Origin of the sequence: Streptomyces sp. NPDC057654 (assembly GCF_042800135.1) — a bacterium.
Lineage (GTDB): Bacteria > Actinomycetota > Actinomycetes > Streptomycetales > Streptomycetaceae > Streptomyces.
On sequence record NZ_JBHVHQ010000207.1, the window covers coordinates 1 to 11,352 of the forward strand.

The 11,352-nt window shown below is 73.4% G+C and carries 10 protein-coding genes and 2 pseudogenes; 7 read left to right on the forward strand and 5 right to left on the reverse strand.

Going from position 1 to position 11,352, the window contains the following annotated elements; genetic code table 11:
• Positions 1–743: pseudogene (locus ACFU99_RS17730) on the forward strand (hypothetical protein); the annotation flags it as partial.
• 28 nt (positions 744–771) lie between these two features.
• Here ACFU99_RS17730 and ACFU99_RS17735 read toward each other — a convergent pair.
• The gene (locus tag ACFU99_RS17735) at positions 772–1,380 is read right to left on the reverse strand and encodes a GbsR/MarR family transcriptional regulator (RefSeq protein WP_384392532.1); all 609 of its coding nucleotides are present in this window, start codon (positions 1,378–1,380) and stop codon (positions 772–774) included.
• Between the two features lie 92 nt (positions 1,381–1,472).
• On the opposite strand from ACFU99_RS17735, the gene ACFU99_RS17740 reads away from it, so the two are divergent.
• A complete protein-coding gene (locus ACFU99_RS17740) occupies positions 1,473–2,402 on the forward strand; it encodes an ATP-binding cassette domain-containing protein (RefSeq protein ID WP_384392535.1) in 930 nt (309 codons plus the stop codon).
• On the forward strand, positions 2,399–4,075 hold the full coding sequence (locus ACFU99_RS17745; protein ID WP_384392537.1) for an ABC transporter permease: 1,677 nt from the start codon (positions 2,399–2,401) through the stop codon (positions 4,073–4,075). Before ACFU99_RS17740 ends, ACFU99_RS17745 begins: the two co-directional genes overlap by 4 nt.
• A gap of 63 nt (positions 4,076–4,138) precedes the next feature.
• Here the strand turns inward: ACFU99_RS17745 and ACFU99_RS17750 are convergent, their stop codons facing one another.
• Positions 4,139–5,353: a cytochrome P450 gene (locus ACFU99_RS17750; RefSeq protein WP_384392540.1), complete on the reverse strand. Its 1,215-nt coding sequence runs from the start codon at positions 5,351–5,353 to the stop codon at positions 4,139–4,141.
• A 319-nt stretch (positions 5,354–5,672) separates the two neighbouring features.
• Between ACFU99_RS17750 and ACFU99_RS17755 the strand changes: the two genes are divergently transcribed.
• The 4 genes from ACFU99_RS17755 to ACFU99_RS17770 all read left to right on the forward strand — a co-directional run bounded on the left by ACFU99_RS17755 (position 5,673) and on the right by ACFU99_RS17770 (position 8,794).
• The gene (locus ACFU99_RS17755; protein ID WP_384392542.1) at positions 5,673–6,458 is read left to right on the forward strand and encodes a DUF6082 family protein; all 786 of its coding nucleotides are present in this window, start codon (positions 5,673–5,675) and stop codon (positions 6,456–6,458) included.
• A gap of 22 nt (positions 6,459–6,480) precedes the next feature.
• The gene (locus ACFU99_RS17760; RefSeq protein WP_384392545.1) at positions 6,481–6,723 is read left to right on the forward strand and encodes a hypothetical protein; all 243 of its coding nucleotides are present in this window, start codon (positions 6,481–6,483) and stop codon (positions 6,721–6,723) included.
• 122 nt (positions 6,724–6,845) lie between these two features.
• Positions 6,846–8,327: an MFS transporter gene (locus ACFU99_RS17765; RefSeq protein WP_384392548.1), complete on the forward strand. Its 1,482-nt coding sequence runs from the start codon at positions 6,846–6,848 to the stop codon at positions 8,325–8,327.
• Positions 8,327–8,794, forward strand: a complete 468-nt coding sequence (locus ACFU99_RS17770) for a MarR family winged helix-turn-helix transcriptional regulator (protein WP_384392551.1) — start codon at positions 8,327–8,329, stop codon at positions 8,792–8,794. The genes ACFU99_RS17765 and ACFU99_RS17770 overlap by 1 nt, the downstream gene beginning before the upstream one ends.
• Positions 8,795–8,914: 120 nt before the next feature.
• Here ACFU99_RS17770 and ACFU99_RS17775 read toward each other — a convergent pair whose 3' ends face one another.
• The 3 genes and pseudogenes from ACFU99_RS17775 to ACFU99_RS17785 all read right to left on the reverse strand — a co-directional run.
• Positions 8,915–9,571: a response regulator gene (locus ACFU99_RS17775; protein WP_384392557.1), complete on the reverse strand. Its 657-nt coding sequence runs from the start codon at positions 9,569–9,571 to the stop codon at positions 8,915–8,917.
• Positions 9,572–9,648: 77 nt separating this feature from the next.
• A complete protein-coding gene (locus ACFU99_RS17780; RefSeq protein ID WP_384392554.1) occupies positions 9,649–10,974 on the reverse strand; it encodes a sensor histidine kinase in 1,326 nt (441 codons plus the stop codon).
• 75 nt (positions 10,975–11,049) lie between these two features.
• Positions 11,050–11,352 (reverse strand): annotated as a pseudogene (locus tag ACFU99_RS17785) (alpha/beta hydrolase); the annotation flags it as partial.

Here is an 11,352-nt window from a genome sequence, read left to right on the forward strand (position 1 = left end):
GCACGGAGCGGCGGCTCGACCTCCTCGTCGACGACAGCGGCGGCGTCGTCCTCGGCGGGCTGCGCATCCCCTCCGGCGGCGGCTGGGGCGGCGCCTTCGGCCCGTACGAGGCGGAGGACGCCTCCCCCGCCGACGACGGCGCCCCGCCCCACCTGCCGTACGTGCCCGAAGCCGCCCCCTCCGGCGACTCCCGCACGGACGGGGCGGAAGACGGCCCGTCGGCGGCGGACGACGACGGACCTGGAGCCGCTCCCGTGCCCGGCGGCCGGCACGACGACCGGCACCAGCCCGCCCGGCATCAGCCCTGGTGGACCCCCGCCGCCCGCACCGCCCGTACGGCCTTGACCCTGCTCGCCGCCCCCGCCTCCGCCCGCCGCCGCCCTGCCCCGCCCATCGCCCAGCGGCTCCGGGTCGAGGCCGACGGCGTGCTGCTGGCCGACCTGGACCGGCCGGTGGAGCGGGTGACGGTGTCCGCCTCGGCGGCGGACGGGCTGGCCGACGTCGTGGTGCACCGCACCCTCTCCGACGACGGGATACGGGCGCGCGCCCGCGCCGTCACCGTCTCCGGGCCGGACTTCCGCTATCGCGCCGACGCCGTGGTCGGCGGGCCCGTACGCACCCGCACCTGGACCGTCCTCCCGGACGCCTTCCAGCTGACGCTGCCCCGGCAGCAGGACCCGCCGGGCACTCCGGGCACTCCGGTCTCCCCGGGCGGCGGCGGGAGCGCGCCCTTACGCCCGTAAGCCCGCGCGCTCCTACGCCCGCGCGCTCCTACGCCCCCGGCCCGGACTTCGCGTCCCGGTGCACACGCCAGCGCTCCAGCATGCCCAGCAGCTCGTCGTGCATGAACTGGAAGAACTCCACCGTCTCCGTCACCCGCTCCCCCGCCGGCGTGTCCGGTCCCAGCGACTGCGCACCCTCGCCGAGCAGCTTGACCCAGCGGATGATGTGCTGGTCGCGGCTGGCGAAGGTCGCGTACCAGAGCTCTTCGTGCAGGCGGTAGCGGTCGCGGCGGGAGCCCGGTTCGCGCTCGCGGCTGATCATGCCGGCGCTGGTGAGATAGCGGACCGCGCCGGAGACGGCGGCGGGGCTGATCTTCAACTGCTCGGCGAGTTCGGCGGAGGTGAGCGCGGCCGTGTCGGAGGCGAGGAGCGCGACGAAGACGCGGGCGGCCATGCGCTGCATCCCGGACTCGGTCAGCTCGCCGGCGAACCGTTCCACGAAACGGGAGACGCCCTCCGGGTCCCGGCCCCGCTCCGGGCCGGAGTCCCGCGCCTGACCCGGGTCCGCCTCCCGACCCGGGTCCGTCTCCTGCTCCGCGCCCGTCTGCCGATCCGCGCCCGTCCGCTGATCCGCTTCCACACCGCGCTGCTCGCTCACGTCCGCATCATCTCCCCTGGCCAGGCCGTCACCCCAACTTTATACGCTTCCTTAACTTCACAAATTTCTGAAACTACCTTAGTTTCAGAAACATGACGACGGCAATCACCGTGTCCGGCCTCCACAAGTCGTTCGGCCGGACGCACGCGCTCGACGGCCTCGACCTCTCCGTCGAAACCGGCGAGGTACACGGCTTCCTCGGCCCCAACGGAGCCGGGAAATCCACCACCATCCGGGTCCTCCTCGGCCTGCTCCGCGCCGACCGGGGCGCCGCCCAGCTACTCGGCCGGGACCCCTGGCACGACGCGGTCGAACTGCACCGGCGGCTCGCGTACGTACCCGGCGACGTCATCCTGTGGCGCAACCTCTCCGGCGGCGAGGTCATCGACCTGTACGGGCGGCTGCGCGGCGGACTCGACGCGGCCCGCCGCGCCGAGCTGCTGGAACGCTTCGAGCTCGACCCCGCCAAGAAGGGCCGGACCTACTCCAAGGGCAACCGCCAGAAGGTCGCCCTCGTCGCCGCCTTCGCCTCCGACGTCGACCTGCTGATCCTGGACGAGCCCACCTCCGGCCTCGACCCGCTCATGGAGGAGGTCTTCCAGGAGTGCGTCGCCGAGGCCCGCGAGCGCGGCCGGACGGTGCTCCTCTCCAGCCATGTGCTCAGCGAGGTCGAGGCGCTCTGCGACCGCGTCAGCATCATCCGCGCCGGGCGCACCGTGGAGAGCGGCTCCCTCGCCGACCTGCGCCATCTGACCCGTACGAGCGTGAGCGCGGAGCTGGCCGCGCCGCCGAACGGGCTGTCCCGGCTGCCGGGCGTCCACGACCTGTCCGTACAGGGCACACGGGTCCGCCTCCAGGTCGACACCGACAAGCTCGACCCGGTGCTGCGGCAGCTCACCGAGTCCGGCGTGCGGTCGCTGACCAGCACTCCGCCCACCCTCGAAGAGCTGTTCCTGCGCCACTACCAGGCCGACGACGCCGGCTCCCCGGCCGCGTCATGCCCCGAGGCGGCGGCCCGATGACCGCCCTCGCGGACCCCGCGGGCCCCGGGCGCAAGAGCTCACACCTCACCGGCGCCAGGCCGCGCAGCTCGCACCTCACCGGCACCGGGCCCCTCACCCGCCTCGCGCTGCGCCGCGACAAGATCATGCTGCCGGTCTGGGTCTACGCGCTGTCCATCGCCTACGTCTCGACGTCGCTGTCCCTCAAGAAGCTCTACGGAACCGCCGCCGAACGCGCCGACTTCGCCCACTCCATGTCCGCGAACAACTCCCTGCGCGCGCTGTACGGGCCGGTGCTCGGCGACTCCGTCGGCGCGCTCACCGCGTGGCGGATGATGAGCTTCGGGGCGGCCCTGACCGGCGTCATGAGCCTGCTCATCGTGGTCCGCCACACCCGCGAGGAGGAGGAGACCGGCCGCCAGGAGCTGCTGTCCTCGGCCGGGGTCGGCCGCCGCGCGCCGCTGACCGCCGCCCTGACCACGGCCTTCGCCGCCAACGCGCTCATCGCCGCCCTGATCGCCGCCGGCCTTGCGGCCACCGGCCAGGGCGCGTCCGGCGCGCTCGCCCTCGGCCTCGCCGTCGGCGCCACCGGCATGGTCTTCGCGGGCGTCGCCGCCGTCGCCGCGCAGCTCACGGAGAGCGCGCGGCTCGCGAAGGGCCTCACGGCGGCGGTGATCGGCGTCGCCTTCACGGTACGGGCGGCGGGCGACGCGTCCGCCGCGCAGGGCCGTTCGCCGCTGGTGTGGCTCTCGCCGCTGGGCTGGCCCGAGCAGGTCCGCCCGTACGCCGGGGACCGCTGGTGGGTGCTGCTCCTGCCGCTCGCCCTGACCGCCGTGACCGTCCTCGGCGCGTACGCCCTCACCGCCCGCCGCGACCTCGGCGCCGGACTCCTCGCCACCCGGCCCGGCCCGGCCACCGCGGGCGGCGCGCTCCGGGGCCCGTACAGCCTGGCCTGGCGGCTCCAGCGCGGCACGCTGCTGGGCTGGGCGGCCGCGCTCCTCTTCGCCGGGGCCGTCTTCGGGGCGGTCGCGCACGGCGCGGCCGACATCGTCGGCGACAACCAGCAAACCCTGGACATCTTCGAGCGGCTGGGCGGCAGCCACGGTAGAGCGGGCATCTCGGACGCGTTCCTCGCCACCGTCACCGGCATGCTCGGCCTGACCGCCGCCCTCTACTCGACCGGCTCCGTCCTCCGGCTGACCGGCGAGGAGACCGGCGGGCGCGCCGAACCGCTGCTGGCCTGCGCCGTCGGCCGGCTGCGGTGGGCGGCCGGCCACCTCGTCATCGCCTTCGCGGGCACGGTCGCCGTCCTCGCGGCGGGCGGCCTCGCCATGGGCGTCTCGTACGGGGCCACGGCCCACGACCTCGGCGGCCAGCTCCCGCGCGTACTCGCCGCCGCCCTCGCCCAGGCCCCGGCGGTCTGGGCCCTGACGGGGGTCACCGTGCTCCTCGCGGGCGCGCTCCCCCGGCTGGCCGCCGCCGCGTGGGGCGTGGTCGGCGCGGCCCTCGCCGTCGGCTGGCTCGGCCCGGTGATCGACGCCCCGCAGTGGGTCATGGACCTCTCGCCCTTCGGCCACCTGCCCAAACTGCCGGGCCCGGTCGGCTCCGCGGCCCCGTTCCTGTGGCTCACCGCGCTGGCGGCGGTGTTCACGGCGGCGGGACTGTACGGGCTGCGACGGCGGGACGTCGGCTGACAGCACGCCGGTCCGACCCTTGAACGTGCGGCGCCTGACCTGTAGCGGAGTCAGGCGCCGCACTCACACCCTCTCGACCTGCATTTCCTTGAGTCCGCGGATCACGAAGCCCGGTTTCCACTCGGGCTCCGATACGAGCCGCAGGCCGGGTGCGCGGCGCAGCAGCGCGCCGAAGACCGCGGCGAGTTCGAGGCGGGCCAGCGGTGCGCCGAGGCAGTAGTGGATGCCCGCGCCGAGGCTGAGGTGCGGGATGTCGGGGCGGGTGAGGTCGAGGGCGTCCGGGCGGTCGAAGCGCGCGGGGTCGCGGTTGGCGGAGCCGAGGAGGAGGGCGACCTCGCTGCCGCGCGGCAGGTGCACGCCGCCGACCTCGATGTCGTCGAGCACCCACCGCTCGAACAGGTGCAGCGGCGTGTCGAAGCGCATCAGCTCCTCCACCGCGCCCGGCAGCAGCCCGTGGTCCGCGCGGAGCGCCGCGAGCTGCCCGGGGTGGCGGAAGAGCGCCAGCCAGGCGTTGCCCGTCGTGTTGACCGTGGCCTCGTGCCCGGCGTTCAGGAGCAGGGCGCAGGTGGAGACCATCTCCTGCTCGCTGAGCCGGTCCCCCTCCTCGTACGCCGCGATCAGCGCGCTGATCAGGTCCTCGCCGGGCTCGGCGCGCCGGGCGGCGATGAGGTCCCGCAGATACGCCGAGAACTCGACCGAGGCCCGTACCGCCGCGCGGGCGCTGTGCTCGCTCGGGTTCAGCTCGTACATCCCGCAGATCGCGGCCGACCAGGGCCGCAGCAGACCGCGGTCCGCGGCGGGCACCCCCAGCATCTCGGCGATCACGGCGACCGGGAGCGGCTCGGCGACGGTGGCGACCAGGTCGCCGCCGCCGTCGGCGAGCAGCGCCGCGACCAGTTCGTCGGCCGTCCGGTGGACGTACGGGGCGAGCCGCTCGACCATGCGCGGCGTGAACGCCTTGGAGACGAGGCGGCGCAGCCGCGTGTGGTCGGGCGCCTCCCGGTCGAGCAGCCCGTTGTCGTTCAGCGTGTGGAAGGGCTCGTGCCAGTCGGGCGGCGCGCTGCGGCCGAACTCCTCGTGGCCGAAGCGGTGCAGATACGTACGTCCCAGCCGCCGGTCGCGCAGCAGGGCGCGTACGTCGTCGTAGCGAGGCACCAGCCACTGCCGGGAGGGCGCGAACCAGTGGACGCGCCCCCGCTCGCGCAGCTCGGCGTAGCCGGGATACGGATCGGCCGCGAACCGCGGCGACCAAGGGTCGAACGCGAGGGCTTCGCTCATGCTGCGAAAGCGTAACCGGCGAACTCACGCCTCGGGAGTGGTGAATTCCCCTTGATCTGCCCACTGACCTTTCCATCGATCTTTCCTTCGACCTTTCCTTCGATCTTCCTTGGCCCCGGCGGAATTCGCCGCGAATGCGCGGGGTTGCGCGGCGCGCGCACCGGGCAGAAGGCCACCAGCGATCCAGGGGACGGCCCACGCACCCGCCCCCTCGCGGGGAGAGACCTTTACCGGCGGACGAACGGACCGGCTGCTCGGCAGCGTCGCCGACCAGCGCGGTTCCGCCTCGGACGGCCGGAATTCGGCACGGAGGTATCTCGTGGATCGACTGGATTCCCGCGGAGCGCGCCGCGCGCTGAGGGTTCTGGGGTCGGTGCTGGCGGCCGGCGTGGTGTGCGCGGCGCTCAGCATCGCCATGACGCTCGTACCGGGACTGCGTACGACCGGCAGCGGCAACGCGGGCCAGGCGTACGGGGCCGCGGCCTCGTCCAGCGCGGTGCTGGTGCTCTTCTACATGGCGAAGACGCTCCGGCTCCAGCGGGACGAGACGACGCTCCAGCGCGAGGAGTTGGCGTTGCAGCGTCAGGAAATGCAGCTCCAGCGCACCGAATTGGAGTTGCAGCGCGAGGAGATGCGCCGCTCGGCCGGTGAATTGCACCGCAGCGCGGAGGCCGATCTGCGCCGGCTGCATATGGATCTCCTCAAGATGAGCATCGAGAATCCGGAACTGGCGAGGGCGTGGCCGGAGTACGCTCCCGGGCTCTCGGTGAAACGGAACCGCCAGTACACCTACGCCAATCTCATGTACTGCCACTTCATGCTCGCGCACCAGCTCGGCATGGTGACGGACCGCGAAGTCCTGGGGCATCTGCGGTATATCACCGCCACCGAGATCTTCCGGGGCTATTGGGAAGCGGCCCGCGGGTTACGGGCGGAGATGGACCCGGAATCGCAGGAGGCCCGCTTCGCCGCGCTCGTGGACGAGGCGATCCTCCAGGCCGACGCCCAGTCCGGACCGGCATCGGCTCCGGCTTCGGCTTCGGCCCCGGCCGTGGGTGACGCGTCCTCGCCGGACGCCGCCGCGCCGCCGTCCGTGACGCCCTAGAGGGGCGGTCGTTGAACGTGCGATGACTACCTGGATCTCACGGCGGCTGGGCGCGTCCCCCGCCGAACGCGGCAGCCTCGGCAATGCCAGCTGCCCGGACCTCTTCGAGCTGAACGACGGCCGGTTCGCCGTCATCGGCACGGACATGACGGCGGAGCTCGACGCCGCCCTGCCCCCCGACGCGAGCCGCGCCGCGTACGAACGGATCGTGGTCATCACACGGGAGACGCTGCTGCGCGCCAAGGACGACATCGCGGGGCTCTGAGCCCGCGCCCCCGGGCTCGGAGCTCTGATCAGCGACGGCGCGCCCTCCGGCCTCCGACGGTGCGCCTCCAATTTAGTTGTGTCACTATAATTATAGTAACGACACAACTAATGGAGTCCGTCATGCCGGAAGACGCTGCCCCGCGGCGGCCATGGCTCGTGCTCGCCATCTGCTGCATGAGCATGCTGATCGTCAGCCTCGACAACACCATCCTCAACGTCGCCCTCCCCACCCTCCAGCGCGACCTGCACACCTCCGTCTCCGGCCTGCAATGGACGGTCGACGGCTACACGCTCGTCCTGGCCAGCCTGCTGATGCTCGCCGGCTCGACCGCCGACCGCGTGGGCCGCCGCCGCGTCTTCCAGACCGGTCTGGTCGTCTTCTCCGCCGGGTCCCTGCTGTGCAGCCTCGCCCCCAGCCTCGGCTGGCTCGTCGCCGCGCGGATGCTCCAGGCGGTCGGCGGGTCGATGCTGAACCCCGTCGCCATGTCGATCATCAGCAACACCTTCACCGAACCCCGGCAGCGCGCCCGCGCCATCGGCGTCTGGGGCGGCGTCGTGGGCCTCTCCATGGCCGCCGGGCCGATCGTGGGCGGAGCGCTGGTCGAGTCGGCCGGCTGGCGGTCCATCTTCTGGATCAATGTGCCGATCGGCATCGCCGCCCTGTTCCTGGCCCGCAGGTTCATACCGGAGTCGCGCGCGCCGCGGGCCCGCCGGGCGGACCCGGTCGGCCAGGCGCTCGTCGTCGTCCTGCTCGTCGCCCTCACCTACGCGATCATCGAATCGCCGGAGCGCGGCTGGACCTCGCCCCTCGTCCTCGGCTCCGCGGCCGCCGCCCTGTGCGCGCTGCTCGGACTGCTCCGATACGAGCCGAGGCGCACCGATCCCCTCATCGACCTGCGGTTCTTCCGTTCCGCGCCGTTCGCGGGCGCCACCGTGAACGCGGTCACCGCGTTCGCCGCGCTGGGCGGCTTCCTGTTCGTCAGCTCCCTGTACCTCCAGAACGTGCGGCGCCTCGACCCGCTGCACGCCGGGCTGTTCATGCTCCCCATGGCGGTCATGGCGCTGCTGCTGGCGCCGCTGTCCGGCCGCATGGTGGCCTCGCGCGGCCCGCGCCTGCCCCTGCTGCTCGCCGGGACGGCGCTGTGCGCGAGCGCCGTACTCCAGGCCCTCACCTACTCCGCCCACCTGCCGACGGCCGTGCTGGTCATCGCGTACCTGCTCTTCGGCACCGGCTTCGGCCTGGTCAACGCGCCCATCACCAACACCGCCGTCTCGGGGATGCCCCGCGCGCAGGCGGGCGTCGCGGCGGCGGTGGCCTCCACCAGCCGGCAGGTCGGCCAGTCCCTCGGCGTGGCCGTCATCGGCGCCCTCATGGCCGGGCAGGCGTACGCGGACCCGGCGGCCCTCACCGGCGCGGGCCGCACGGCGTGGTGGATCATCGCGGGCTGCGGCGCCGCCGTGGCGGTCATAGGTACGCTCGCATCCGGCCGCTGGGCGCAGGGGACGGCCCGGCGCGCGGCGGAGCGGCTCGTTTCCGAGAAGACTCCGGGGACGGCGGAGGCCGTGGAGATCAAGGGGGCAGAGGAGACGGTGAAGACCTGATGGAGCGTCTTGATGCCGACGGGCCCCACGAGGGCGGGCCCCGCGACGGGGACGATGCCACCGTCAGGGCGGCGGCCCGCGCCTGGCTGGGGATGAACACGCTCCTGATGGAGCGCCACAACCGCCGCAAGGCCGTCGCCGACGCCCTCGGCATGAGCTTCAGCCGCGTCCGGGCCCTGCGCCGGCTCGGCGCCGGACCGATCCCGCTGCGCGAACTGGCCGAGCGGATGGGCAGCGATCCGCCCTACACCACCGTCATCGTCGACGACCTCGTGCGGCGCGGCCTCGCCGAGCGCATCGCCAACCCCGACGACCGCCGGTCCAAGCTGGTCCGCCTCACCGAGGAGGGCCGGGCGGCGGCGGCCCGCGCCGTCGAGATCCTGACCGTGCCGCCGGACGCCCTGCTGGGGCTGCCCGCCCAGGACATCGAGGCGCTCGACCGCATCGTGGCGAAGCTCCTGGAGTGAGCCCCGGCCCCCGCGGGCGTACGAGCGCGGGGCGTACAGGCGTTGCGGGCGTACGAGCGTTACGGGCGTACGGGCACGGGTGCGCGGTCCCGCGCCCCGGCTGCCGCCTCAGCCGCCGCCTCAGCCGCCCGGCGTCACCAGCCCCGCCTCGTACGCGAAGACCGCCGCCTGCGTCCGGTCCCGGAGCCCCAGCTTCACCAGGATGCGGCTGACGTGCGTCTTCACCGTCGACTCGGCGACGACGAGGCGCGCGGCGATCTCGGAGTTGGAGCGCCCCTGGGCGACCAGCACCAGGACCTCCGTCTCGCGCTCGGTGAGGTCGGCGACGCGGTCCTGGGTGGGGGTGCGCGGGGTGCCGAGGCGGGAGAACTCCTGGATGAGGCGCTTCGTGACGGTCGGCGCGAGCAGCGCCTCCCCGGCCGCCACCACCCGCACGCCGTCGGCGAGCTGCCGCGCCGAGGCGTCCTTCAGCAGGAAGCCGCTGGCCCCGGCCCGCAGCGCCTGGTAGACGTACTCGTCGAGGTCGAAGGTGGTCAGCACCAGCACCTTGGCGTCCGCGTCGGCGGCGACGATCTCGCGGGTGGCCTCCAGGCCGTTGAGCTCGGGCATCCGGATGTCCATCAGCACGATGTCCGGTTTGAGGGCCGCGACCTGGCGCACCGCCTCGCGGCCGTCCACGGCCTCGCCGATGACCTGGATGTCCGGCATGGCGTTCAGCAGCACGGAGAACCCCTCGCGGACCATCATCTGGTCGTCGACGATGAGCACCCGGATGATCCCGTCCGCGCTGCGGTCGCCTCCGCCGTCGTTTCCCTCGTTCCCGCCGGTCAAGCCGCTTCCCCCACCCATTTCGTTCACTCCGATTCCTCCGCGGCCTCGACGGGGATGAACGCCACGACCTCGAAGCCGCCGTCCTTCGTCGCCCCGGCCGTCATCTCGCCGCCGAGCATGGTCACCCGCTCCCGCATGCCGAGCATCCCGTGCCCCGAGCCCGGCGACGGCTTGGCCAGCCGGTTCGCCGGGCCGTTGACGATACGCAGCCCGAGCCCGCTCATCACGTACGACACCTCGACGCGCGCCTCGGCGCCCGGCGCGTGCCGCAGCGTGTTGCTCAGCGCCTCCTGCACGATGCGGTACGCGGACAGCTCCACGCCCTGCGGCATGGTCCGCACCACGCCCGTCGTGACGTGCTCGACCGTCAGCCCCGCCGCCCGCACATTGTCGACCAGCGAGCCGAGGGCGGCGAGCGTCGGCTGCGGGGCCTCGGGGTCGACCTCGCCGAACGCGTCCGGGTTCTCCGACCGTACGACGCCGAGCACGCGGCGCAGCTCGGTGAGGGCCGCTACGGCGTTCTCGCGGATCGTGGCGAACGCGGCGGCCAGCTCGGGCGGGGTCTCCTCGACCCGGTACGGCGCGGCCTCGGCCTGGATGGCGACCACCGACATGTGGTGCGCGACGACGTCGTGCAGCTCGCGGGCGATGGTGGTCCGCTCCTCCAGCACGGTGCGGCGCGACCGCTCCACCTCGGTGACTGCGGCCTGCACGGCGACCTGCTGCTTGGACTCGCGGACGCCGCGCAGGCCCAGCATGATCAGGAGCAGGACGCCGAAGACGATCAGAAGGGCCAGGGTGTCCCGGGTCCAGATGTGTCCGCGGAACGGTATCCCGAGCACGACGATGAGCGCGACGGTGATGCTCCACATCTCGGCGGACGCCCGCGGCCGGAGGCGGAACGCGGCGACCAGCATCACCGCCCCGTAGGAGACGACACCGGTCGGGGTCCACGGCCAGAAGGACTGGAAGCCCGACAACATCGCCATGGGGACGGCCGCGGCGACCGCCAGCCACCACGCGCCGACCGGCCGGAGGAGCACGACGGCGAGCGGCACTCCGGTCGCGAACATGCCGAGCAGCCCCGAGAGCCCGGGTTCGAAGGCCATGAAGGGCATGAACGTCAGCAGGAAGGCCGCTGCCAGGAACACGGCGTGCGGGAGCCAGCGCGCGTAGACGACGAACTTTCGCGGCACGAACCGCAGCAGCGGATGGTCATCGGCGAGCGGCGGTGCCGGGCGGAACGCGAACGCGTCCGTGACCAGGTCCTCGCGGATCGTGTGGAACACGCCCCGCGCCGCCCCGATCTCACTGGTCGCGCCGTTCGGCCGCTGATAGGTGTCGTTCACATCAACCACGGTAAGCAGCGGAGGCGATCGTCGTCGTCCCCGCTGGTGGGGATCTGTACGGGTCCGCCTCAAGTACTACACGCCGCCGCCCGGCGTCCCATCCGGCGTCCGATCCGGCGTCCCGGCGGACGGTCCGGAAGCGCCTTCGAGGGCGGTCAGGAGCAGCGCGAAGGCGTCCGTGCCGGGCGTGACGGGCGCGTAGTGGCCGGTTCCGGGCAGCTCGTGGAGCGTGATGTCGCCGCCCGCCGCCGCGGCCTCGGCGGCGTAGCGGCGGGAGACGTCCACGGGCACGTCCGGGTCGGCCGTGCCGTGCAGGACGACGACGGGGGCGCGCGGCGGGAGCAACCGGGCGGGGTCGGCCTCGCCGCTCCGGTCCCC